Genomic DNA, 24,283 nt, shown 5'->3' on the forward strand with positions numbered 1-24,283 from the left:
CTGCCGTCTCCGGGTGGTCACCCGGTGGTGAGGTGGTCGTTCACCTCCACGACGTCCTCGACGGCGGCCTCGATCTCGGCGACCAGCCTGGCCGCCGTCGCCGCCGGGACCCGGCCCGTCAGCTCCACGACGCCCTCGTGCACCTTCACCTGGACGTGCTGCCGTTCGGCCGGGGAGCAGACCGAGGCGATCACCGACTCGACCTCGTCCTGGATCCCCTCGTCGTCCCGGATGAGGGCCTGGAGCAGTGCCTCCCGCCGTACGATGCCGACCAGACGGCCGTCGTGGTCGGCGACCGGGAGCCGCTTCAGCCGGGACAGCGCGGCCAGCCAGGCGGCCTCGGCGACCGTGGCGCCCGGCAGCACGGTGATCGCCGGGGCGGTCATCAGGTCGGCGGCGGTCTCGCCCCGGGCCTTGCCGTGCAGCCGCCGCTCGCGCAGCCGGCCGATGGGGCCCGGCCGGTGTCCGGACGCCTCGAACGCGACCTTGGCCAGCAGGTCGGACTCGGACACCACGCCGACGACGTGGTCGTGCGCGTCGACCACCGGGATCGCGCCGACGCCCTCGCGGGCCAGCAGGCGGGCGATCTGCCGGTAGGGAAGGTCGTCGTGCATCGACGCGGCGGGTACGTCCATCACGTCCCGCACCAGCAGGGGGGCCAGGGACTCGGCGGGCACCCGTGGCAGTTGCTCGGCCTCCGGTGGACGCAGGGAACGCACGCCGTCCACCGCGTTCGCGGCGGCGCCGGTGTCGATGGGCCGCTGTCTGGCCTCCGCCTGCTTGGCCGACGCCGCGGCGACGGCGCCCAGGTAGCGCAGGAGCATGTCCTGCCGTCCCGTCTCACCCGGCCGCCAGGAGCGGGACGTGCTGTCGGAGCGTGCCTCACCGCCCGCGGAAAGGTTCTCGTGATCGTTCACAGCGGCCTCCGGACCCCGTCGGACTGCCTACGTTCCCAGTCTTTCGCGGCACGCCGGGGCGCCAAGAGCCGAACGGCCCTGCACCCGGAGCGCTCCGGCCCTGCATGGCGGCGCCGGAGGGGGTGGGAACGGCAGGTGGGCGGTGTCCCAGGAGTGTGCCGCCCGCCCTTCGCGCCGGCGGATCGGCGGACCGGTGCGGGATCGCGCAGCGTGGAAGGGAGCAGCGAGGCGCCGCGCCGGGCGGTCCGGCACACCGGGCAGATCGGCGGCACGGTGGAGGCGGTGACGGCGTGGGAGCAGCCGTCGGGCTGGTTCGCGCCGTCGATGGGGGGTGACCTTCGACCTGGCGAGCGCCCGGGAACGGCAGCGGCAGGAGCTGCACGAGGCGCTCGGCGACGAGGACGCCGCAAAGGTGCACGCCCGGCTGGTGCACGGGAACCCGGGCGATGTGCTGCTCCAGGCCGCCGAGGGCGCGGCGGTGCTGGTGGTGGGCAGCCGGGGGTGCGGTGGTTTCGCGCGGGCGATGCCGGGCTCGGTCAGCCGGCGGGTCGCGCAGCACAACCGGCTGCCCGGTGGTGATCGTCCGCACCCGGAAGCAGTGACGGGCATCGGGGACAACTCCTGCTCATGCAAGGTGACTTGAGAGTCGCATGCCGTGAAGATCCAGGTACGCGACTCTTGTTCACATCCAAGAACTTGAGCCGCGGGGGGTGCGCAAGCCCCGCTACATCTGATAGTAAACCTTCCTATCAGATCAACGGGACCCAACTCCCACCCCCCATTCAGTACTTGGAGTCACCGTGGTTCAGAAATCCGCCGACCCGGCGCACGCAGCCTCACCCTCGCGACGTACCTTCTTCGCCCTCATGGGCGTGGCGGGCGTGTCCCTGGCCGCCGTCCCGCTGGTGCAGAGCCAGCGCGCCGACGCCGCCGCACCCGGCCTGGACGACCCGGCGAAGAAGGAGATCGCCATGAAACTGGTCTCCAGCGCCGAGAACTCGTCCCTCGACTGGAAGGCGCAGTACAAGTACATCGAGGACATCGGCGACGGCCGCGGCTACACCGCCGGGATCATCGGCTTCTGCTCGGGCACCGGCGACATGCTGGAGCTGGTCCAGCTCTACACCGACCGCAAGCCCGGCAACGTCCTCGCCAAGTACCTGCCCGCACTGCGGAACGTCAACGGGTCCGACTCGCACAGCGGCCTCGACCCGAACTTCCCCGCCGACTGGCGCAAGGCGGCGCAGGACGCGGCGTTCCAGCAGGCGCAGAACGACGAGCGCGACCGGGTGTACTTCAACCCGGCCGTCAAGCAGGGCAAGACCGACGGTCTGCGCGCGCTGGGCCAGTTCGCCTACTACGACGCGATCGTGATGCACGGCCCCGGCAGCGACTCCACCAGCTTCGGCGGCATCCGCAAGCGGGCGCTGCGCACCGCGAAGCCGCCGGCGCAGGGCGGCGACGAGACGGCGTACCTCAACGCCTTCCTCGACGCCCGGGTGTGGGCCATGAAGCAGGAGGAGGCGCACAGCGACACCAGCCGGGTGGACACCGAGCAGCGGGTGTTCCTGCGCAAGGGCAACCTCGACCTGAACACGCCGCTCGACTGGAAGGTGTACGGCGACAGCTACCACATCAGCTGACGCCGGCCGCGGGCACCGCCCGCGGGTCAAGGCGCCGGGGGCCGTCCCTGTCCACGGACGGCCCCCGGTGAGGTCCCGCCCGGCCGTGGGCATGAGGGGTCACGGCCGGGCGGGCGTCCAGCGGAACCCGCGGGCAGCACCCGCGGGCGGGAACTCACCGGGCCTACGGCTGGACGGGCATCGTCACGCAGTTGGAGACCGTCGGCCACCCCGAGAGACGGTCGGTCAGCCAGGACACGGCCGCGCCCTGGTCGGTGAGCAGCGGGGCGAAGTGGTTGAGCAGGGCCCTGCCGACGCTGGGCAGCACGACCGGCACATAGGTGACGTCGCCGCCCTTGCGGCACCAGGAGACGGCCATGTCGCGGGCCTGGGCGTGCGGTACGAGGTCGTCGCTGGTGCCGGTGGCCACACGGACGGGTCCGGCCGGCTTCAGGGTGCCGATGCGCTGGGCCGCCAGGAAGGACCGCAGTGCGGGTTCGGCCGCGATGACGTCCTCCAGGGACTCCCCGTTCGCCGTCCAGGCGGTGCTGTGCGCGGAGTTGTAGGCGAGCAGCGCGTCGCCGACGCACATGGTGGACAGATCGGCCAGCGCCGCCTTCCCGGCGGCGTTGAGGTGGGCCTCGGCGATCGGCTTGAGGGCCGGGTCGGACTCCAGGAAACCGTTGACCGACCAGCCCAGGGCGCCCGCGAGGTCGCTGCCGTCGATGGCCTCGGTGACGGCGGCCAGATCGGCGGGCGGGGCGCCGGAGTAGGTGCCGGAGAGCTGCACGTCGGGGGCATAGGTGGCCTGGAGCTCGGCAGCCGCTGCCGTGGCGCCGCCGCCCTGGCTGTAGCCGAACAGGCCGACGCGCGAGGCGGACGTGACCGACGCCCCGTCGAGGGCGCGGGCGGCGCGTACGGCGTCCAGCACGGCATGGGCCTCGTCGACGCGGTTGACGTAGGTGTGCAGCCGGTCGGTCGTACCGAGGCCGATGTAGTCGGTGACGACCACGGCGACGCCCTCGGCGAGCAGCCGGTAGATCGCGAGATCCTCGTAACCGACGGACACCGTCTGGCCGTTGAGGACCAGCGGGTGTTCCAGGCCGAGGGAGGCGGCGCACTGGTCGCCCTGGCCCATGGTGCCGGGGGCGAGCACGACGAGCGGGCGGGCGCCGCCGCCCCGCCAGGCGGCCGTGGGTTCGATGTAGGCACCGGTGACGGCGGCGGGGCGGCCCGCCGAGTCGGTGGTCCGGTACATGATGCGGGTGGCGCGGCCCGGCAGGGGGCCGTCGATGCTCGGCAGGCCGAGCGCCAGCGGAAGCGGCTCGCTGCGGATGAGGGCGCCGTCGGCCGCCGGGAGGTTCGCGGGCGGGTTGTAGAAGGCGGGGATGGTGACACCGCGGGAGACGACCGGGTCGGTACCGGTCGCCGCGGTGGCCGGGACGGCCTGCGCGCCCAGACAGACGGCGGCCGTGACGGCGGCTGCCAGCAGACGGGTATTCATGGACATGACATTCCTCCTGTGAGGGGGAGGCGGAACGTCCCTGCACAGACCCAGCGGGCCGTGGGCGACCCGATGGCGTACATGGTCCTGGCAGGTGGCACGGGCGCGCGGTCGTCCCACCGGCGCACGCACACCGCTCCGAAGCGGTTGTCCAGGACCGTACGACAACAGGTGTTACCGGTGGTAGCGCCTGGAACATTACGGTTCAGTAATATGGCGCCCTGTCGAGTCGGACCTGAGGATTCCGGTCAGGGCGTCAGGCCTACCGGCCCCAGGAATCACGAAGGCCCGGTCCGTCGCCAGGGGCCGGGGCGACGAACCGGGCCGACCCGGACGGTGCCGCCCGGCGGTCAGGTTCTACGCGCGTAGGGGCGAGGCGCACGGCACCTGTCGCGCCACATTCCCTCCCCTGCGCACCGTTCTCAACGCCCCTGCGTCCTCCGGGCGTTGTTGTAGAGACGCATCAGATGCTTGGCGGACGCGCACATCGCCCCGTCCGCGGTGCACTGCCGGCACGTCCGCAGATGGTCTTCGTACACATCGCGGGCACGCTGCACCGGGCTGTCCTGTTGAGTTGTCATGCCTGTTCCTCGCACGGGAAATGGAAAATACGAGTGACGCCGGAACGGGATCGAGCGGCGCACTACAGACATGAATGATGATCTTGTTACTTGCGGTAGGGGAAGTGACAGCCGGGACACTTCCGGATGCCCCCCGAGAACGCCCCCCAAAGCGCCCAACGGCCGTAAAAATAAGCTCAGTTCATCAGCCCGGCGGCGAGCGTGGCACCGAGCTCCCAGCAGGCTTCGATGTCCCCCTTGCCGGGCTCCCCGGTCACGGTCACGGCCTCTGCCGTGCGCCGCCAGCCGAGGCCGGTCGTGATCGACTCGACGGCGCGCACCGCGCCGGTGACATCGCTGCCGCCGTGGACGTAGTAGCCGAAGGGACGGCCGCGGGTCTCGTCGAGGCACGGGTAGTAGATCTGGTCGAGGAAGTGCTTCAGGGCGCCGGACATATAGCCCAGGTTGGCCGTGGTGCCGAGCAGATATCCGTCGGCCGCGAGCACATCGGCCGCCGTGGCGGACAGGGCCGCGCGCCGCACCACGCGGACGCCCTCGATCTCGGGCGCGGTCGCTCCGGACACCACGGCCTCGAACATCGCCTGGCAGTTCGGGGAGGGGGTGTGGTGGACGATCAGCAGAGTGGGCACAGCCAGCACCCTGCCCGCAGCACCGCCGAGGCGCAAACTTCGCCGCGCCGCCCGGCCGCCGCCCTGAGCCACCCGGCAACCCCGGCAACCCCGGCAACCGTGAGCCACCCACCGTCTCGCTGCCCCGTCGACCCCGCCCACCCGCTGCCGCCGACCCGCTACGCCACCACCCGCAGCGCCCCCGGCAGCACCCGCGCCGTCACCGGCAGCACCGCCTCGACCTCGCCGTCGGCGCCGTAGGGCACCTCGCGGTCGGCCTCGATGCGCACCTCTCTGCCCCGCAGCACGGTCACCTCGGGCCGCCGGACATGGGTGCCCGAGGCGAGGTCGTTCATCAGGGCGAAGAACAGGCGGCGTGGCGCGTACCGGATCAGCACGATCTCCAGTTCGCCGTCGTCGAGGCGGGCCCCGGGGGCGATCATGCGGCCGGAGCCGTAGTAGGGCGAGTTGGCGGCGACCACGGTGTAGCCGCGGTGGGTGTGGGTCTCGCCGTCGACGGTGACCCGGTAGGCGGCGGGCCGCCAGGTGGTGACGGCGCGCAGGCCGCCCGCGTAGTAGGAGGCGGAGCCGCGCAGCAGCCGGGCACGGTTGGCGTGGCGGTTGGCCAGCGCGTCGACGCCCGCGTAGACGCTGCCGAGCACGACCGTGCGGTGGTGCACGGCCGACTCCACCTCGACGGTGTCGACGGCACGCGGTGCGGCGTGCAGCAGTCTGTCCGCCAGCTCGGCCGGGTCGGCGGGCAGTCCGAGGGCACGGGCGAAGTCGTTGCCGCGGCCCGCCGGGACGACGCCGAACAGGGTGCCGGTGCCGCTGAGGGCGCCGCCGATGCCACCGGTGATGCCGTCGCCGCCGACGGCGAGCACCACCCGGCCCCGCCGCCCGGCGTCGAGCGCCAGTTCCTGGGCGTGGGCGAGGCTGGTGCTGTACTCGGTGTCGAGCGCGGCGCCCGCCTCGCGCAGCAGCCGGGCCACCGTGAGCAGCGCCGCGGCCCCCGTCGAGCCCCCTGCGGTGGGGTTGACGACGGCGGTGAAGTCTCGCATCGGTGGTGCCTCCGGGCGGTCGGCGGGTCGGTACGGGCTGGCTGGTGGTCCTGGTCGGTACGGGCCGGACCGCGGGCGGGCCGGTGGTCCTGGCGGGACGGTACGGGCGGGACCACGGGCGGGTCGATGGTCCCGGCGGGTGCCGTCAGGACACGGGACACGCGGGCGGGTCCTGGCGGGCAGGGATACCAGGTCGGTGCGGGTCGTGTCAGTCCAGGGGCAGCAGGACGCCCGGGTTGAGAACCCCCGCCGGGTCCAGGCTCCGCTTGACGGCGCGCAGGGCGTCGATGCCGAGGGGGCCCGTCTCCCGGACGTACCCGTCACGGTGGTCGGTGCCGACACCGTGGTGGTGGCTGATGGTGCCGCCCGCGGCGAGGATCGCCTCACAAGCCGCCTTCTTGGCCGGGGCCCAGTGCGCCACGGGGTCGTCGCCCTGGGCGAAGACCACGGTGAAGTAGAGGGAGGCGCCGTTCTCGTAGACGTGGGAGATGTGGCACATCACCAGGGGCGGGGTGCCGGCCGCGGTGAGCGTGGCGGTGAGGGCCTGGCGCACGGCGTCGTAGAGCCCGGGCAGGGCGGACCAGAAGGCGGCGGTCTCCAGGGTCTCGGCGAACGCGCCCGCGTCGAGCAGCGCGTCGCGCAGATAGGGCGCCGCGTAGCGGCCGTGCGCCCAGCGCTCCCCGGGCTCCTCGCCGAGCCAGGTGCCGCCGCAGGCGCGGAGCACGGCCGATGCCCGCTCGCGGCGGTGTCCGGTGTCCTCCTGGGTGCCCTCGTAGCCGACGATCGCCTGGCATCCGGTGTCCTGGGGGCCGCCCGAGGTGCCGATGGCGTCGGGGTGGGCCAGGCCCACGAAGGTCTCGGTCTCGTCGGACAGCCGCAGCACCGTCGGCCGGGGGCCGTCCTGGGCGAGTCTGCGCAGGGCGGCGGAGCCCTCGGCGAAGGAGGGGAACCTCCATCCCTCGTAGACGCGTACGGCCGGGACGGGCCGGATCCGTACCGTCACGGCGGTGATCACCCCGAACGCGCCCTCGGAGCCCAGCACCAGCTGGCGCAGGTCGGGTCCGGCGGCTGAGCGCGGGGCACGGCCGATGTCGAGGCTGCCGCGGGGGGTGGCGAGGGTGACGCCGAGGACCATCTCGTCGAAGCGGCCGTACCCCGCGGACGCCTGCCCGCTGGAGCGCGCCGCGGCGAAGCCGCCGATCGTGGCCCACTCGAAGGACTGGGGGAAGTGGCCGAGGGTGAAGCCGATTCCGGCGAGCAGCGCCTCGGCCTGCGGGCCGCGCAGGCCGGGCTGGAACGTGGCGGTGCGGGAGACCGGGTCGAGATCGAGCAGGGCGTCCATACGGCGCAGGTCGAGCGCCACGACGGGGGCGCGGCGGTCGGGGGCGAGGCCGCCGACGACGGAGGTGCCGCCGCCGAACGGGACGGCGGCGAGGCCGTGTCCGGCGCAGGCGCGCAGCACGGCGAGCACCTCGTCGTGGCTCGCCGGGAGTACGACGGCGGCGGGCAGGTCGCTGATGTCGCCGGAGCGGATGCGCAGCAGGTCGGGGGTGGACTTGCCGCGGGTGTGGCGGATACGGCTCTCGGCGTCGGTGCGCAGCCGGTCCGGGTCGCCGCCGACGGCCGCGAGGAGGGCGGCGCGGGCGGCCGGGTCCAGGTCCGGCTCGGGGACGGAGACGGCGGGGAGGTCGACCGGGGGGAGGTCGCGGGGTCTGACCCCGAGCAGGTCGCGCAGCAGTCCGGTCACCGAGTCGGGCAGCGGCGTCGCCTTCGCGGGGTCGCCCCAGCCGCTCCACAGCATGTCCATCGCGCTCGTCCTCACCGGTCGTGGTGCACGTGTCCTGGTAGTTCTCGGGGTTCCCGGGGCGGCGGCGGTGCTCAAGTCGCGGGAGCCGTCGGTCTCTTGACCCCGTGTGCCGTACAGGCCGCCCCAGGGGGCGTTACACTGTGACACATGACGCCTATTCGTCACAACGGTTCGGACAGTTCGGACAGTGATCCGGTGCTGGACGCGGTGCGCGACTGTGTGCTGGCGGTCGGCGTCCGGCGCACCACGCTCACCGATGTCGCCCGCCGCGCGGGGGTCTCCCGGATGACGCTGTACCGGCGCTGGCCCGATGTGCGCACCCTGGTCGGGGATCTGATGACCCGGGAGTGGGTGGGCGTGGCGACGCGCGCGATGCCCGAGCGGCGGCCCGGTACCGAGACCCGCGCGCTGATCGTCGAGGGGCTGGTGACCGGGGTGGCGGCGTTCCGCGCGCACCCCCTCTTCCGCAAGATCGTCGACGTCGACCCCGAACTCCTGCTCCCCTACGTCCTCGACCGGCGCGGCGCCAGCCAGGACGCCCTGCTCGAACTGCTCGCCGACGCGCTGCGGGAGGGCCACGCCGACGGCTCGGTGCGCGCCGTCCACCCCGGACTCCAGGCGCGCACGCTGCTGCTGGTCGTCCAGTCCTTCACCCTGTCGCTGCACACCATGGCCGACGACGAGGACGCGGACCTTTCGACCGACGCCTTCCTCACGGAACTTCGGACCATCCTGGAGAGGACGCTGACGCCATGAGCCCCACCGACCCGTCCCCGGAACGCCCCGGTGCCTCCCTGTCCGCCGCCCGCCGCTCCCGAGAACTCGCCGAGGCCGTCGACGGCACGGTCTGGGACGTCCTGGTCGTCGGTCTCGGCGCGACCGGCGCCGGGGTCGCCCTGGACGCCGCGGCGCGCGGGCTCGGCACCGTCGCCGTGGACGCCCACGACCTCGCCTTCGGCACCTCCCGCTGGAGCTCCAAGCTGATCCACGGCGGGCTGCGCTATCTCGCCTCCGGGCAGTTGGACGTCGCCCACGAGAGCGCGGTGGAGCGGGGCGTGCTCATGGAGCGGACCGCGCCGCATCTGGTGCGGGCCCAGCCGTTCGTGCTGCCGCTGACCCCGCTGGTCTCCCGCTCCCAGGCGGCCCTCGCCCTGGCGGGCCTGCACGCGGGCGACACCCTGCGTCTGACGGCCCGTACGGCCCGCGCCACCCTGCCCGCGCCGCGCCGCCTCTCGCCGGTCGAGACCCGCCATCTCGCCCCCGTGCTGCGCCCCGCCGGGCTGCGCGGCGGATTGCTGTCCTGGGACGGCAAGGTCACCGACGATGCCCGTCTGGTCACCGCGATCGCCCGCACCGCCGCGGCCCACGGCGCCCGCGTTCTGACCCGGGTGCGGGTGCTGGAGCTCACCGGCTCCGGTGCCCGGGTCCGTGACGAACTCACCGGCGCCGAAGGGGAGATCAGGGCCCGCGCGGTGATCAACGCCACCGGGGTGTGGGCGGACGGTCTGGTGGACGGCATCCGGGTACGGCCCTCCCGGGGCACCCATCTGGTGCTCGGCGCCGAGTGTCTCGGACCGCTCCCGGCGGGCCTGCACATCCCGGTCCCCGGGGAGACCAACCGCTTCGTCCTGGTCCTGCCGCAGGGCGACGGCAGGGTCTACGTCGGCCTCACCGACGAACCCGTCGAGGGCGGCGTCCCCAATGTCCCGGAGGCCCCCGAGGCCGACATCGGCTTTCTGCTCGACGTGCTCGGCACCGCCCTGGACACCCCGCTCCACCGCGCCGACGTGGTGGGCGCCTTCGCCGGGCTGCGCCCGCTGCTGGACACCACGCCGGAAGGGGACGGCGGCCGGCCGGCCCGGACCGCCGACATCTCGCGGCGGCACGCGGTGCTCACCTCGGCGGACGGGGTGACCACCGTGGTCGGCGGCAAGCTCACCACGTACCGGCGCATGGCCGAGGACGCCGTGGACGCCGCCGTAGCCGCTCGCCGGCTGCCCGCCGGGCCGTCGCGCACGGCGTCGCTCCCGCTCGTCGGCGCGGCCTCACCGCGCGCGCTCGCCGCCCTGGAGGCCCCCCACCGGCTGATCGAGCGCTACGGCACCGAGGCACCGGCCGTCCTCGCCCTCGGCGAGCGCGACCCGCACCTTCGCGAGCCCGTGCTGGAGGGCCACCCCGTCACCGGCGCCGAGCTGGTCTGGGCGGTGCGCCACGAGGGTGCCCTCGACACCGCCGACCTGCTCGACCGCCGTACCCGCATCGGCCTGGTCCCGGCCGACCGGGCGGCGGCCCTGGCGGGGGCCGCCGCCGCGCTGGCCGAGGCCCCGGGGGGTCAGCTGGTGGTCCCGAGGCCGGAGGTGACGTAGGCGCACTCGGTGTAGATGTAGCCGGAGCGCAGTTTCGCGGTGTCGGAGCCGGAGCTGGAGTAGGTGGAGCTCTTCGGCTTGTGCAGGAAGTACGTCGTGCCGGGCGGCAGGCTGATCGTCTTCTGCGGGTAGCTCCTGCCGCTGCTGCACGGCTTGAAGTTGCTCAGCAGCGTGCTGCCCCAGGAGTACGCGGTGCAGCCCCCGCACGGCTTGAGGGTGACGCTGCCGGTCACCGGGCCGGTGTAGAGGACCGTGATCTCGTCGGGGCTGTCGTTCTTGATGGTGACCGAGATGCTGCCGCCGGACGCCGTGGTCGGCACCTTCTTGCCCGCCGCGGGAACCGACTTGGCGATCTCGGCGGCGATCACGATCTTCTTGGCGCGGGCGCTGTTGCCGTCGTTCTTGTTGTCGTCGACGAACTTGTTCAGCGTCGTCATCGCCGAGTCGAAGTCGCCGTCCTTGTACTGGTCGAGCCCGCACTGGTAGCCGCCCGCCGAGGCGCTCCGGTCGGCGCGGTCGGCGGCCTTGCCGAGGCCGGCGCTCGCCTCGCTCGCGTTGGACAGCGTGCCGATCTCGGTGCCGAGGCTCTCCAGCCGGTCGACGGCCGCGCAGGGGTCGCCGCCGTGCACGTCCTTCGCCGCCTTGTCCACGGCGGAGCCGACCGCGGGTTCCACCTTCGCGGCCTGCTCCGACTCCGGGAACGTGGACAGGAGTTCACCGAAGCTGGCCCCCCAGTCGTTGCCGCCGGAGGCCAGACCGTCCGCCGCGCACTCGTACAGCGAGGTGGCCAGCCGGTCGTCGGGCCAGCGGGCGAGCGTGCCGAGCTGGTCCTTCGGCATGGTGCGCGGGACCGTGCGCAGATACTTCAGGGCCGGGATCGCGGCGCAGTACTGCTGCCGCCCGTAGGCCGCGCCGACGGTGGTGTAGTACGTCCGCATCCGCTCGGGGACCCGGTCGGCGGCCCGGGAGCCGGGATGGTCGGCGCTGAGGTCGCGGTAAGTGGCCAGCGCCGTACGGTAGTCGGCCTCCCCGCTCTCGAACGGCTGGGTGCCCGCCTTCGCGACCAGCCGGTCGGCCTTCTCCAGCCGGTCCAGGAGCATCTGCTGGACCGCCTCGTCGCGCGCCCGGTCGTAGAGGACACCGCCGCCGACGGGCACGGCGAGCAGCACCACCCCGAGCACCGCGGCCACCGGGGCGCGGCCCGGCCAGGTCAGCCGGGTGCGCATGCCCACCAGCGCGCCGTGCGCGGCGGCGGCCGCGAGGACGAGGGCGTAGCCGACGAGCGCGGCGCCCGGGACGCCGTCCGCGTCGGCGGGCAGCGCGACGAACAGCAGGATCACGGTGGCCGCCCAGCAGGCCGCCGCCCCCAGCCAGTGCCGTACCAGCACGTACCCGAGGCCCAGTCCGCTGAGGTTGAGCAGGGCCACCGCCGCGGCGCGCAGGCCGTCCGGCGGTGCGGGCGGCGGCCCCGACGGCATGGGCGGAATCGGTGGCGTGGGCGGGACCGGCGGAGGGTAGTACCCGCCGTTCGGTGGTCCGTACGGACCGTACGTATCTCCGGACATGGCGGATCCCCCCGGTCAACACTTGCCACAAGCCTATGAGTTGCCAGTGTACGGACGACACGGACGGCTCACCAGAACAAATGCACGAGCACAACAGGCGGCGCACCGGGGCGAGATCACGATGACGTATCGGACATTCCGCGCTTCAACCTTCACGGAAGACACACACGTTCGTTAAGTTGGTGTCTAGGCCGTACGACTCCCTCCGGCGAACCTCGCCGGGTCGCGCGGCCTCCGCCTAATCCGGTACGGCCCACACGTCGTCCGGAGCCGGGGACCCAACCGAATCCCGGGGTGAATCGGCCCGACTGCCCACCGGGGCACGGGCCGTAGGGCATACCTTCCGAGTTCCGTCGCCCGAACCCGTCAGCTAACTCGGTAGGCGGAGTACGGAAGGAGTACGTCCCCCATGGCGCCGGAACGCAATCAGCGTCGCGGAGGCTCCGGTCTCCCTGGCATGCGTGACTCCGATCCGTTCGGGGGAGGTGACGGTCCCAGCCGCGCCGAGGTGCAGCGGCGGATCGACCGCCTCTACGACCGGGCCGAGACCGACAGCAGGACGTTCAACGCGACGCGCGCGATGGCTCTCGGCACCTCGTCGTCCGCCGGTGCGCCGGTCGTCCGCCCGGCGTCCGGCAGGGCACGCGGCGGCTCCGATCCCGCCCTCGACAGCGTCACCCGGCAGTGGTTCGACGCGGCGAGGGGCTCGATCGGCCCCACCGTGGCCGCCGCCCTGCCCCGGGACCTGCTGCCCGGCCGCTCCCCCGCCGCCCTGCCGGGCCCCCCCGCGGAGCGCCCGGACTACAGCGCCACCATCCGCGAACTGGAGGCCGCCGCCCGCCCCGTCCTGGAGCTGACGGCAGGTACCGCTCCGGCACCGGCCGCCCTTCCCCCGGCCGAACGCACCGCCGCACTGCCGGAACTGACCGCGGCGCCCACCGAACTCCTGCCCCCGGCAACCGAACCGGCTTGGCCGCCCGCGCAACTGCCGCCCGCGCCAATGGACTCGGCACCCGGGACCGGCTCGATACCGGGCATCCCCGCGCAGCCGACGGCCGCCCGACCTGCCGTCACCGAGCCCCCCGCCCCGACGCCCGCAGTGCCCGGGGCATCTCCCGCACCCTGGGCGACGGCCACCCCCGCGACCCGGCCGAGCCCCGCCTCCACCGCCCATCCGGACCGCTCCGCGATGGGTCCCGCCAAGGAGCGCAACCGGCTCAAGCTGACCGCCGCCCACCAACTGCTGGCCCGCCGCACCGCCCAACTCGCCCCGCAGGCACCGGCAATACCGGCGGCTCCGGCCCCCATGGCACCCCAGACGCAGCCCACCTGGCCCACCGCACCCGACCCCACCGGCCAGTGGCTGCCACAGCAGCCCGATGACTACGGCACCACGACCTACGCGGCCCCCACCCCCACGGCGGCCCAGGACCCGGCCACGGGCAGCATCCCGACCGTCCCCTCCGCCCCGACCCTCCCCACGATCACCCAGCCGCCGCTTCAGGCCACCCCTGGCAAGGCAGCCGCCGCGCTGGACTTCGCGCGGGCCCAGCTCGGCCGCCCCTGTCTGTGGGGTGCCGCCGGACCCGAGGCGTACGACTGCGGCGGGCTCACCCAGGCCGCGTGGCGGGCCGCCGGGGTCACCCTGCCGCGCACCGCGCCGGAGCAGGCGAGCGCAGGCACCCTGGTTCCCCTCACCGAACTCCAGCCCGGCGACCTGCTGTTCTTCCAGGACGGCCCGAGCCATGTCGGCCTGGTCACCGGCAACGGACTGATGATCCATGCGCCGGGACCCGGCGCGTCCGTAAGGGAGGAATCGGTCTTCTTCGCCGGACCGCAGGCCATCCAGGGCGCGATCCGCCCCGCGTGAAGCACCGGTGTTTCCTGCGGGGCCGAACGACCTGTCGAACAGACCTGCCGAGTGTGCCCGCTCGGCGACGAATGTTCTGATCGTGTCACCGCTGTCGCCTCCTGCGCCGGACGTGTCTGTTTCGCGTAAGGCTTCGTGCTAAGACAGAGCGGCGTCGCTCACAGGAAAACACTTCCCGGCGGGCGTCGCATGTCACAACAGTCAGGTCCTTCGGGGCCGTAGGGGGAAAGGCACACATCAGTGAACCGAACCCGCACGACCGCCGCGCTGCTGGCCACGGCAGGTCTTGTCGGCGCCACCCAGCTGGGGCTCGCCGGGGCCGCGTCCGCGGCGCCCGCCACAGCGCAGGCAAGCGGCTGCCCGATCAGCATCAGCTACCCGTCGAGCTTCTATGTCGGCTCCAACGGCTGGGTGACCGGCAACGGGCTGTACTTCGGCATCAAGAACAAGAGCACCACGACCAGCTTCAAGAAGGTGACGTTCACCGTCACCAACGTGAAGAACATCCGCTTCGGCACCGCCACGCCGAAGGGCGGCTCGCTCACCGCCAGGACGTCAACGAAGGTGGCCGTCTACACCAAGACGTTCAAGCCCAAGGCGAAGCTCGGCTTCACCGTGCGCACACGGCTGCTCAGCACCAGCTCCTACAAGGTGAAGTTCACCCTGAAGGGCACGGGCTGGAACTGCGCGAACGACCAGGGCACCTGGGGCCGCTGAGCCTCCCAGCCGCTGATCGGCCGATCGACTGAACACCGGGGCCGGGCACGTGAGTTCACGTGCCCGGCCTTTGTGACGAGCTGCCCGCTCCAACACTCGCCGGTCAGCCCGGACACGACACTCGTAACGGTGGTTCGCCCATGGTTCGACTCGTCTGCTTCCGGCATAGTCCTGTTTGATCACCAGGTTCTGAGCGCACACTCGGCGGCATGAGACTTCTGGTGATCGGTGGATCAGTGTTCCTCGGGCGGGCGTTCGTCCAGGAGGCGCTGCGGCGCGGTGGGGAGGTGACCACCTTCAACCGAGGCAAGGCCCACGCCGACCTGAACGGCGTTGAAGTGGTGCGCGGCGACCGGGAGCGCCACCAGGATCTGGCGCGGCTTGCCGAGGCAGGTCCCTGGGACGCGATCGTGGATGTGTGCGGCTACGTTCCCCGCGTCGTCGGGGCCTCGGTCCAAGCCCTGGCCGAGTCCGCGTCGACGTATCTGTTCATCTCCTCGATCAACGCCCGCCCCGGCTGGCCCGCCGAGCCCGTGGACGAGAGCTCGCCCCGTCACCACGGCAGCAAGGACGCGGGCCCGGAGGACGGCGACTACGGAACGCTGAAAGCCGGCTGCGAGATGGCCGTCGAACAGGGCTTCCCGGGGCGCACCCTGATCCTTGAACCCGGCCTGATCATCGGACCGCACGACCTCACACGACGTGTCCCCTGGTGGCTGCGCCGCGCCGCTCAAGGCGGCCGGATGGCTGCTCCGGGCGCGCCCGACCGTGAGATGCAGCTGATCGACGCCCGCGACATCGCGATCTTCGGCCTGGACCGGATCGAAGCCGAGGACGCCGGGATGTATCTGGTCAGCGGCACTCCCGCGAACGCAACCTGGGGGAGGTTCCTGGGCGCCTGCGTCGCCGAGACCGGCGGCAAGGCAGAACTGGAGTGGGTGGACGACCGGATCCTGACCGAGCATGAGGTCAGGGTCTGGACCGAGCTTCCGCTGTGGGCCCCGCGGGAAGGGGAGACAGCCGCGGTCTGGAAGCCCAGTTCGGCCAAGGCTGTCGCCGCAGGCCTGCGCTGCCGCCCCATCGAGGAATCCCTCCACTCCACCGCCACCTGGCTCTTCGGCCCCGGCGGTCTCGACGAGGCGTTCGGCGACAATCGCACGGGACGGGAGGCCACAGGCATCACGCCCGAGCGCGAGCAGGCCCTGCTGACGGCGGCAGGCAGGCACGAAGCCGGCTGGCCCCGGACGTCCCGGTCCGCGGACTGACAGTGGCGCCGGGGCTGCGATGTACGCCGCCGGGTCAGAGATCGAGGTCGAGTTGCTCGATGCCGGTGAACTCCACCAGCAGGCCCTGGGCCCGGTTGCCGCGGTCGCGGAAGTACATCTCGCCCAGGCCCTCGGCCAGGATGGCCGCCAGCTGCTGTTCGGTGGCGCCGCCCTCCTGGGCGGTGAACAGCCGGGCCGCGTACTCGGGCGGCAGGGCCTGGTTGACGTACCGGACCCGGGGGTCGTCGGTGCTGCCGGGGGCCGCCGTGAAGCCGAAGCGGGCGCGGGTGGAGACGAAGATGCCGCCGGTCTGCGCCGCCTGCTTCCTCGCCGCGTCGCGGACCCTGGGCTGCCAGCGGCGGCGCACCTCGCCGGAGAGCTTGCGGGCCAGGTCCTGGCGGGGTCTGCGCAGCTGCTCCTTCACATAGCGCTCCACCGTGCGCTGCGAGACGCCCAGCAGTTCGGCCACCGCCCGGGTGCCCTTCAGCTGGCGTACCAGAAAACGCATCTGCGCGGGCGCCGACTTGGGCACCGGCCTGGTGAAGTGCTGGGCCGTGGCCCGGTCGATGCTGTCCCCGATGTTCACCATGGGGTCGGCCTACTCTTCCTCGTCCGGGGCGGCGATACGGCCGCTCTTGATGTACCGCGCCAGATTGAGGCGGTCGCCGTGCTCCTCGCGCAGGCCCTCCGCCCACAGCACGCTCTGGGTGCCCTCGTGCTTGACCATCCCCGGTGACACCCCGAGCCGGAACCCACCGGGCAGCGGCTTGCCGTCCCGGTGGGGCAGGATGTCCAGCGGGGAGGGCCCGCCGGAAGCGTAGACGGCGCAGTCCGAGAGGACCGCGACCGGGAACTGCCCGGTGGCCTCGGCGAGTTTCAGCATCTTGCGGTGCATGTTGACGCGTGCGGTGGAGATGACGGCCGCGCGGATGTCGGGCCGCCAGGTGGGCCGTTCCAGGGCCGGCCAGCGCTCCCCCGGGCGCCAGCCGGTGCGGGCCCGCTCGCGCAGCTTGCCGATGCCGCCCTTCACCGTGGCCTTGATCGCCGCGAGGACCAGCGCGAGGTCCGGGTCGCGGTCCTTGTGCCCGGCCATCGCGGTGAGGAACGCGTCCGGCGCCATGCCGGTGACCACGCCGAGGTCGGCCATGGTCGCCACGTAGGCGTCGCGCAGCCTGGTGTACCAGGCGTCCAGATAGGAGCCGCGCTCCGGGCGTACGTACGCCTCCAGCGGGGCGACGTCGTAGCCGAGTTCGAGCGCGTACGCCACGGTCGGCGTCGCGTACCAGGCCGCGCCGTCGGGCGGCTCGCCGTCCGGGGTGAAAGGGCTCGGCAGCCGCGGGTCGTGCCGCACATGGGAGAGGTCCACCAGCCAGGAGCCGGGCAGCGACGGGTCGAAGGCCGGGTTGTGGACGTGCTCCGGTGCGCCGAGGCCGACCACGGTGCGGTTGGCGGCGGCGGCGAAGGCCATGTTGACGTCGATGCCGACGAGATACGGCTGCATGCACTCCTCGTCGGTCAGCGGCCGGGCCCAGTCGTACGCCTCCTCGCACAGCGTCTCCGCCGGGGTGCGCTGGTGGAAGCGGGGCAGATGGGCGAGGAGCGGATGGCCGTCGGGGGCCTCGCAGGGGGCGCAGTCGACCGCCTCGGTGAGGGCGCCCGGATTCGGAGCGGACACCCACCGGCCCTCGGCGTCGCGGGCCGAGCGGGTCGGCGGGTGCAGGGCGGTCATCAGTTCCAGGCCGGTGACGGCGGTGGAGCCGCGCAACGTCATGACGCGGGTGGCGTACAGGCCGAGGACGCGGGCGAGTTCGGGCGCGGGCAGGGCTGCGGCGTCGCCCCAGTGGCGGGTGTCCAGGGCGTGCCAGGACGGCAGGCAGAGCTGTACGCACTGGCGGCGGGAGCCCTGGGCGGGCCGGTAGATGCGTGCCCAGGGTCCGAGACCGCGCCGGGTGAGCTGCCAGTCGGCCTTCTTGAGCTGCTTGACGACCTTGTGGGACTCGGGGATGCGGCCGGCCAGGCGCTCCTCGTCGGTGAGGGCGGCGGGCAGACCGTAGCGTTCGCAGGCGGCGGCCGTCAGCACCAGGAGCGGGTCGGCGTCCCTGCCGTGGCGGTGCAGCCGCGGCTGCCCGAGCCGTGCCTCGCCGAGCGCCCATTCCACCAGCGCCGGGAGGGACTTGGCGGGTACGTCGAGGACGAGGCCGCCGACGCAGTGGGCGACGGTCTCGCCGTCGGCGGTGTCCACGACGGCGAGCGGGCCGTGGGTGAAACGGGGGTCGGGGGCCTCGGCGGGGGCGGGTGTGCCGCGTCCGGCGGGGCGGCGGGACGTGGCGGGCTGCTTGCGGGGGGCGGCGCCCCGGCCGGGGGCAGGGCGGGGCGGGGCGGGGCGGGTGTCTTCCGGCGTGGTGCGCGTTCCAGGGGCGGTAGGCCTGGCAGTGGACGGCCCGATGGCGGGAGGCCCGGCGGCGGACGCCCTGGCAGCGGAGAGCCCGGCGGCCGTGCCACCGGCTGAGGGGGTCCCGGAGACAGAGGCCCCGGCAGAGGGGGGCAGGGCGGCAGACGCCCCGGCAGCGGGGTCGTTCGTGCCGGGTGACGCTTCACCCGCGGGTGCGGGGGCACCCGTAGACGCGTGCGCGGACGCGGAGCCCGGCTCGGGTGCAGACGCAGCGGCAGCAGCGGTCCCGGGGGCGGACGCGCCCCCGGTTCCCGGGGTGCCCGCCGCCGTTCTCTCCGGCGGCGGGCACCGCCGGGCCAGGCCCTCCAGCAGCCTGCGGTACGCCGTGAGCCGTTCCCCCTTGGGTTCGGCGCGGCCCGCCTCCCACGCCTCGATGCTCGGGACGCGCACCCCGAGCGCCTGCGCGACCGCCGCCCGGGTCAGGCCCGCCGCCTCGCGCAGCCTCACCCGCTCCGCGGGGGCGGGCAGCACGGTGCCGTCGTCCACCGCGGCGAGCAGCGAGTCCACCGCGGCGAACAGTCCGTCGGGCTGGTCCGTCATTTCCACAACCGTCTTTCTACCTGACACCCCGGTGCGCGCGTCCGAGGCGTGACACCGGTCACGGAAGCACCGTACGGCGACACGAGGAAGGCCACGTTATCTGAGTGGTTCTTGTGACAGATGGGGCTGATGTGACTGGCGTGAATTGCATCCTGCGCAAAGGTCCAGGTCCCGGCCTTGACTACGGAGAGTAAGGAAACCAATCACTCGTTCGAATCGTATTAGTCCACGGAAGCCGAATTCGGGCGGGTGAAATGACGTCACGACACAAACCGTCCGCTTGGCGAGGCAGCACCGAACAGGGAGAGACGATGCAACCGTTCGCACTCAACTACGCGCGCCCAGCAGCACAGTTGGATGCCACCACTCCGTATTCCTATGACTCCGGACTGCAGTTGAACGTGCTCCCCGACGGGCGGTTCGCTGCCACCGACCACGCGACACTGCGGGCCTGGGGGACCACGACCTCAACTGCGGGCTCCAAGACGCACTTCGACGACTGAGCACGGACCGCGACATGACCGTGCTCATCCTGACCTGTGAGGAGGATGTGACGGCCGACATGGTCGTCGTCCACCTCCACGAGACCGGCGTGCCCGTCGTCCGGCTCGATCCCGCCGACCTGACCCACGGCGTCGCCCTCTCGGGCGAGTTCGTGCACGGCGCCTCGCGAGGACACCTGTCCGTAGCGGGACGCCTGGTGAGCATGGCCGGCCTGCGCTCCATCTGGGTCCGCAGACCGGGCGTACCGGCGGCACGGGCGGCCCAGCCGTCCGAGTGGCTGACGGAGGAGTCCGCGCAGGCGCTCTACGGGCTGCTGCGCGGCACCGACGCACGCTGGATGAACCATCCCGACGCGGCCCGCCGGGCCCGTCACAAGCCCTGGCAGCTGGAGCTGGCGCAGCGCAGCGGACTCGCCGTGCCCGCCACCCTGATCACCACGTTCCCGCAGGCGGCGCGGGAGTTCGCACAGCGCTTCCCGGATCTGGTGGTCAAGCCGGTGTCCGGAGCGCATCCGCAGGAGCCGCCCCGCGCGGTACCGACCAGCCGGGTCGCCCCGGACACGGACTTCTCGGCCGTGGCCTTCGGCCCGACACTGCTCCAGCGGCGCGTCGCCAAACGCGCCGACATCCGGCTCACCGTGGTGGGCGACCGTCTGCTGGCAGCCCGCAAGGCGGTGGCGGCCGACGCCGACCCGGAGGTGGTGGACGTCCGCTTCGCCGTCTCCGCCGAGTCATGGCAGCCGGTGGATGTGCCCCCGCGGGTCGGCGCGGCGGTGCTCGGCTATCTCCGGAAGGCGGAACTCGCCTACGGGGCTCTCGACTTCGCAGAGGACGGAGACGGCATCTGGTGGTTCCTGGAATGCAACCAGTCGGGCCAGTTCGGGTTCATCGAGATGGACACCGGCCAGCCCATCGCGCGCAGTATCGCCGAGTGGCTGTCCCAGGAGCCGGAGGGCTCCAGCTCCGAGCACAGCCACGTCAACGGCTCCTGCCGGACGCCCGGGTGATCCGGCCGGGTCTGGCCCGGAAGGGGTCGGCGTGCCACGATCACCCCGACGACCCGCGCGTCACGACAACGGCACCGGCAACGGCAACCACACCCGCAGCCGCACATGTATCGGCATCGGCATCGGCACCCGAGGAGGACCACGGACATGCGCATCGGACTGCTGGGAACGGGCCCCTGGGCGCAACTGGTACACGCGCCCGCCCTGGACGGACATCCCGGAGTGGAGTTCGCCGGGGTCTGGGGACGGCGCCCGGAGGCGGCCGGATCGCTGGCCGGACGCTTCGGTGTGCCGGTGTACGACTCCGCCGACGCGCTGATCTCCGAGGTGGACGCGGTGGCCGTGGCCCTGCCCCCGGACGTCCAGGCCGGCCTCGCGGTCCGGGCGGCACGGTCGGGCCGGCATCTGCTGCTGGACAAGCCGATCGCCACGACGGTGCCCGCGGGGCAGGCGGTCGCCGAGGCGGTGCGGGAGGCAGGTGTCGCCTCCGTGGTGTTCTTCACCACCCGCTTCCAGCAGAAGCCCGGGGAGTGGATCGCCGAACAGGCCGCCGCGGGCGGCTGGTTCACCGCGCGGGCCCACTGGCTGGGGGACGTCTTCACCGGCGACAGCCCCTTCGCGAACTCGCCCTGGCGGCGTGAGAAGGGGCCGCTGTGGGACATCGGGCCGCACGCCCTGTCCGTGCTCCTTCCGGTGCTCGGCGACGTGAGCCGGGTGACGGCCGCCGCGCGTGGCCCGCGTGACACCGTCCATCTGGTCCTGGACCACTCCGGGGGCGCGTCGAGCAGCCTGACACTCAGCCTCAGCGCCCCGCCCGCGGCGGCGGGGGCGGAGGTGGAGCTGCGCGGCGAGTCCGGGGTGACCATCCTGCCGGAAGGTACGGAGAGCGGCGTGGCCGCGTTCACCGCGGCCGCCGACGCGTTGCTCGACGCCGCCCGCACCGGGCAACCGCACCCGTGCGACGCGGAGTTCGCCCTGCGGGTGACCCAGGTGCTGGCGGAGGCCGAGGCCCAGTTGCCCGTCCTCGTCCGACCGGACGCCGGACGGACGGCCGCAGCCACCACCACCGCCACGACCACGGCCACGGCCACGGCCACGGCCACGGCCACGGCAGGCATGTGATCGGTCGGGCCCGGTGCGGCACAACCGCCACCGGGCCCGGCATCACACCTTCGACCCCGACCGCGCCGCCGCGCTCTCGGTGTCGCCCTCCGCATTGATGTGCGGCAGGATCCGGTCGAGCCAGCGCGGCGTCCACCAGGCGTGCGCGCCGAGCAGCGTCATCACCGCGGGCACCAGCAGCAGCCGTACGACGGTCGCGTCGATGAGGACGCTGACGGCGAGTCCGAGGCCGAGCATCTTGACGACGATGTTGTCGCTGACGATGAACGCCGCGAACACGCTCACCATGATCAGCGCGGCGCAGGTGATGACACGGGCGGTGATCTCCAGGGCATGGGCGACGGAGGCCTTGGCGTCACCGGTGCGCAGCCATGCCTCGTGCACCCGGGACAGCAGGAAGATCTCGTAGTCCATGCTGAGCCCGAAGATGATCGCGAACATCATCATCGGCACGTACGACTCGATGGGCACCTTGCCGTGCACACCGAGCGCGGGGCCGCCCCAGCCCCACTGGAAGACGGCGACGACCACGCCGTAGGAGGCCGTGATCGACAGGACGTTGAGGACGGCCGCCTTGACGGCGACGAGCAGACCGCGGAACACCGCGAGGATGATCAGGAAGGCCAGGGCGACCACCACGGCGATGATGAGCGGCAGTTTGTCGGCGACGATGTTCCGGAAGTCGACCTGTGTGGCCGTGGTGCCGGTGACATAGCCCTTGGCGGTGGTGCCCGCGACCGCGTCGGGGAGGGTGTGGTCGACGAGCCGGTTGGTCAGGTCGGTGGTGTCGGGGTTCTGCGGGGAGACCTTGGAATAGACGGTGCCGATCAGGACGTCCCCGTCCGAGGTGGGGGTCAGCTGGGTGACGGCGGCGGCACCGGACACCCCGGCGAGGGTCTTCTGTGCCTGGGAGGCGAGCGCGGAGCGCTGCGATGAGGGCACGGTGGTCTGGTCGATGACGATGGTGAGCGGGCCGTTGGAGCCCGGGCCGAAGGCGTCCGTCATCAGGTCGTAGGCCCTGCGGTCGGTGAACGACGTCGGGTCGGCGCCGTCACCGATGTGGCCGAGCTCGATGGTGAACGCCGGGATCGCCAGGATCGCGATCACGGCGACGCCCGCGCTGAGGAACGCCCACGGCGCATGCTCGACGCGTTGCGCGTAGCGGTGCCAGGTGCCGTGGGCCTCGGCGCCCGGCTCGGCGCCGGTCTCGGCGACGGGCCGGCGCACGTGGTAGCGGTCGATGCGGCGGCCGATGAGCCCGAGCAGCGCCGGTACGAGGGTCAGGGCACCGACGACCGCGGAGACGACGGTCACGGCGGCCGCCACGCCGAGCAGGGCGATGAAGCTCAGGCCGGAGACGGACAGTCCGGCGAGCGCAATGATCACCGTGCAGCCGGAGACGAGCACCGCGTGTCCGCTGGTCGCGGCCGCGTTGCCCGCGGCACGCACGGGGTCGGCGCCGTCCATCAGGCTCTGCCGGTGCCGTGTCATCAGGAAGAGCGAGTAGTCGATGCCGACACCGAGGCCGATCATGGTGGCGAGGGTCGGTGAGACGGTCGCGAAGGTGAACGCCGCTGCGAGGAGACCGAGACAGGCGAGGCCGCCGATCACGCTGATCAACGCGGTCACCAGCGGGATCCCGGCCGCGATGACGCTGCCGAAGCCGACGAGCAGAACGACGATCGCGACCGCGAAGCCGATCAGCTCGCTCACCCGGTCGTTGGCGGCGGGTCTGGCGAGTTCGCCGAGCGGACCGCCGTATTCGACCTCGGCACCGGCCGAGCGCAGCGGCTGTACGGCGCTGTCGACACCGTTGAGGTAGCTGTCACCGAGGGTGGAGGGCTGCTGGTCGAAACGGACGGTGATGTACGCCGTCTTGCCGTCGGTCGACAGGGGGCCGACGTCCGGCGAGGAGCCGGTGGTCCCGGTCGAGGAGGTGGATCCCGGAGGCTTGGCGGCGAGCGGATTCTGCGCGGACAGCACGTGCGGCAGTTTCTGGACCGCGGCGACGGTCTGGGACATCTGGCCGCTGAGCTGGGTGAGCGGTTTGCTCTTGTCGTGCACCACGATCTGGCTGCTGTAGCCGCCGGCTGCGGGATCGTGCTCCTTGAGGACGGTCAGGCCCTTCTGGGACTGCACCTGGGACAGCGAGAAGTTGTCCTCGTACTCCCCGCCGAAGGCCCGGTTGAGCGTCTGGAGGGCCACCAGTGCCACCAGCCACGCCACGATGACGATCACGAAATGGCGTGCGCACCATTCCCCCAGCCGCCTCAGCACTCCCGGTGCGGGCGTCCCCCCGTCCTCTGCGCTGCCGCGGTTGGGTGTCATGGAGCCTCAGCCTCGGCCTTCTGTGACAGGCGACAGTGCCTACCCGTTCAAGTGTTTACCCGTTCAAAGTGCCTACGCGTTCATTAGAAAGCAGGGCCGCCCCTCCGTCATCTCGAACCCCTCCGCCTTCTCTGGCCCCACCGGTCCCAGAAGCCACGGTCGCCCGGCGGCAGCGGGCGGGACCGGGACACGGCGCAGGGCGCGTCGGGCCGCGGCCCGGGCACGGTGCAGGGCGTGGCACTGGGCACGGGGCCGGGCGCGGCACTGGGCACGGCACGGGGCCGCCGACCCACGCCGGGCGGCCCCAACAGGGGAACTCCTGATCGAAGTTCGAGCATCCGGGACCGAAACGCCAGGCCGCGCCACCCCACCCGGGTCCATAGAATTATCTACACGCATGTTTTTGCCGGGTTGGTGTGCGAGCGCACCCTGTGTCTCGTCATGTCTT

At 72.6% G+C, this 24,283-nt stretch carries 20 protein-coding genes and 1 riboswitch; of the genes, 10 read left to right on the top strand and 10 right to left on the bottom strand.

Translation table 11 applies throughout. The features are described from left to right. Nucleotides 1-17 precede the first annotated feature (17 nt). Nucleotides 18-917, bottom strand: a complete 900-nt coding sequence (locus ACSYGN_RS38395) for a CBS domain-containing protein (protein WP_460404975.1) — start codon at nucleotides 915-917, stop codon at nucleotides 18-20. A 331-nt stretch (nucleotides 918-1,248) separates the two neighbouring features. Between ACSYGN_RS38395 and ACSYGN_RS38400 the strand changes: the two genes are divergently transcribed. Further along, a complete protein-coding gene (locus ACSYGN_RS38400; RefSeq protein ID WP_460404977.1) occupies nucleotides 1,249-1,560 on the top strand; it encodes a universal stress protein in 312 nt (103 codons plus the stop codon). Nucleotides 1,561-1,783: 223 nt separating this feature from the next. After that, complete coding sequence (locus ACSYGN_RS38405; protein WP_460405774.1) at nucleotides 1,784-2,560, top strand: chitosanase; 777 nt, start codon at nucleotides 1,784-1,786, stop codon at nucleotides 2,558-2,560. A 163-nt stretch (nucleotides 2,561-2,723) separates the two neighbouring features. Here ACSYGN_RS38405 and ACSYGN_RS38410 read toward each other — a convergent pair whose 3' ends face one another. The 5 genes from ACSYGN_RS38410 to ACSYGN_RS38430 form a co-directional block, all read right to left on the bottom strand. Next, on the bottom strand, nucleotides 2,724-4,049 hold the full coding sequence (locus ACSYGN_RS38410; RefSeq protein ID WP_460404979.1) for a lipase family protein: 1,326 nt from the start codon (nucleotides 4,047-4,049) through the stop codon (nucleotides 2,724-2,726). Between the two features lie 416 nt (nucleotides 4,050-4,465). Continuing rightward, nucleotides 4,466-4,624 (bottom strand): hypothetical protein, encoded by a 159-nt coding sequence (locus ACSYGN_RS38415; RefSeq protein ID WP_460404981.1) that lies wholly within the window; start codon nucleotides 4,622-4,624, stop codon nucleotides 4,466-4,468. Nucleotides 4,625-4,800: 176 nt separating this feature from the next. Then, nucleotides 4,801-5,253: a flavodoxin family protein gene (locus ACSYGN_RS38420; RefSeq protein ID WP_460404983.1), complete on the bottom strand. Its 453-nt coding sequence runs from the start codon at nucleotides 5,251-5,253 to the stop codon at nucleotides 4,801-4,803. 158 nt (nucleotides 5,254-5,411) lie between these two features. Beyond that, entirely contained in the window at nucleotides 5,412-6,293 is an 882-nt protein-coding gene (locus tag ACSYGN_RS38425; RefSeq protein ID WP_460404985.1) for a YegS/Rv2252/BmrU family lipid kinase, read from the bottom strand. Between the two features lie 208 nt (nucleotides 6,294-6,501). Beyond that, nucleotides 6,502-8,100 (bottom strand): FAD-binding oxidoreductase, encoded by a 1,599-nt coding sequence (locus tag ACSYGN_RS38430; protein ID WP_460404987.1) that lies wholly within the window; start codon nucleotides 8,098-8,100, stop codon nucleotides 6,502-6,504. A gap of 147 nt (nucleotides 8,101-8,247) precedes the next feature. On the opposite strand from ACSYGN_RS38430, the gene ACSYGN_RS38435 reads away from it, so the two are divergent. Then, nucleotides 8,248-8,856 carry a TetR/AcrR family transcriptional regulator gene (locus ACSYGN_RS38435; protein WP_460404989.1) on the top strand — a complete coding sequence of 203 codons (609 nt, stop codon included), beginning with the start codon at nucleotides 8,248-8,250 and terminating at the stop codon, nucleotides 8,854-8,856. After that, nucleotides 8,853-10,466 carry a glycerol-3-phosphate dehydrogenase/oxidase gene (locus ACSYGN_RS38440; RefSeq protein ID WP_460404991.1) on the top strand — a complete coding sequence of 538 codons (1,614 nt, stop codon included), beginning with the start codon at nucleotides 8,853-8,855 and terminating at the stop codon, nucleotides 10,464-10,466. Before ACSYGN_RS38435 ends, ACSYGN_RS38440 begins: the two co-directional genes overlap by 4 nt. On the opposite strand, the gene ACSYGN_RS38445 is transcribed toward ACSYGN_RS38440, so the two are convergent. Further along, complete coding sequence (locus ACSYGN_RS38445; RefSeq protein WP_460404993.1) at nucleotides 10,433-11,944, bottom strand: hypothetical protein; 1,512 nt, start codon at nucleotides 11,942-11,944, stop codon at nucleotides 10,433-10,435. The genes ACSYGN_RS38440 and ACSYGN_RS38445 overlap by 34 nt on opposite strands. Nucleotides 11,945-12,271: 327 nt before the next feature. Then, a riboswitch (cyclic di-AMP (ydaO/yuaA leader) is annotated at nucleotides 12,272-12,432 on the top strand. Between the two features lie 56 nt (nucleotides 12,433-12,488). On the opposite strand from ACSYGN_RS38445, the gene ACSYGN_RS38450 reads away from it, so the two are divergent. The 3 genes from ACSYGN_RS38450 (at nucleotide 12,489) to ACSYGN_RS38460 (ending at nucleotide 15,883) form a co-directional block, all read left to right on the top strand. Then, on the top strand, nucleotides 12,489-13,901 hold the full coding sequence (locus ACSYGN_RS38450; RefSeq protein WP_460404994.1) for a C40 family peptidase: 1,413 nt from the start codon (nucleotides 12,489-12,491) through the stop codon (nucleotides 13,899-13,901). A 240-nt stretch (nucleotides 13,902-14,141) separates the two neighbouring features. Further along, on the top strand, nucleotides 14,142-14,618 hold the full coding sequence (locus ACSYGN_RS38455; RefSeq protein WP_460404996.1) for a hypothetical protein: 477 nt from the start codon (nucleotides 14,142-14,144) through the stop codon (nucleotides 14,616-14,618). Nucleotides 14,619-14,827: 209 nt separating this feature from the next. After that, nucleotides 14,828-15,883 (top strand): NAD-dependent epimerase/dehydratase family protein, encoded by a 1,056-nt coding sequence (locus ACSYGN_RS38460; protein ID WP_460404998.1) that lies wholly within the window; start codon nucleotides 14,828-14,830, stop codon nucleotides 15,881-15,883. A 34-nt stretch (nucleotides 15,884-15,917) separates the two neighbouring features. Here the strand turns inward: ACSYGN_RS38460 and tpg are convergent, their stop codons facing one another. Together tpg and tap are read right to left on the bottom strand one after the other, a co-directional pair. Next, nucleotides 15,918-16,472, bottom strand: coding sequence for a telomere-protecting terminal protein Tpg (gene tpg / locus ACSYGN_RS38465; RefSeq protein ID WP_460405000.1), 555 nt, complete (start codon nucleotides 16,470-16,472; stop codon nucleotides 15,918-15,920). 9 nt (nucleotides 16,473-16,481) lie between these two features. Beyond that, a complete protein-coding gene (tap, locus tag ACSYGN_RS38470) occupies nucleotides 16,482-18,875 on the bottom strand; it encodes a telomere-associated protein Tap (RefSeq protein ID WP_460405002.1) in 2,394 nt (797 codons plus the stop codon). A 311-nt stretch (nucleotides 18,876-19,186) separates the two neighbouring features. Between tap and tgmA the strand changes: the two genes are divergently transcribed. From tgmA to ACSYGN_RS38485, 3 genes are all read left to right on the top strand, one after another. After that, a complete protein-coding gene (gene tgmA, locus ACSYGN_RS38475; RefSeq protein ID WP_360967108.1) occupies nucleotides 19,187-19,378 on the top strand; it encodes a putative ATP-grasp-modified RiPP in 192 nt (63 codons plus the stop codon). A gap of 14 nt (nucleotides 19,379-19,392) precedes the next feature. After that, nucleotides 19,393-20,385, top strand: coding sequence for an ATP-grasp ribosomal peptide maturase (tgmB, locus tag ACSYGN_RS38480; RefSeq protein WP_460405005.1), 993 nt, complete (start codon nucleotides 19,393-19,395; stop codon nucleotides 20,383-20,385). Between the two features lie 147 nt (nucleotides 20,386-20,532). Further along, nucleotides 20,533-21,507, top strand: a complete 975-nt coding sequence (locus ACSYGN_RS38485) for a Gfo/Idh/MocA family protein (RefSeq protein WP_460405007.1) — start codon at nucleotides 20,533-20,535, stop codon at nucleotides 21,505-21,507. A gap of 42 nt (nucleotides 21,508-21,549) precedes the next feature. Here ACSYGN_RS38485 and ACSYGN_RS38490 read toward each other — a convergent pair whose 3' ends face one another. Then, entirely contained in the window at nucleotides 21,550-23,835 is a 2,286-nt protein-coding gene (locus ACSYGN_RS38490) for an MMPL family transporter (RefSeq protein WP_460405009.1), read from the bottom strand. Nucleotides 23,836-24,283: the final 448 nt, after the last annotated feature.

The organism is Streptomyces sp. YIM S03343, assembly GCF_054729195.1.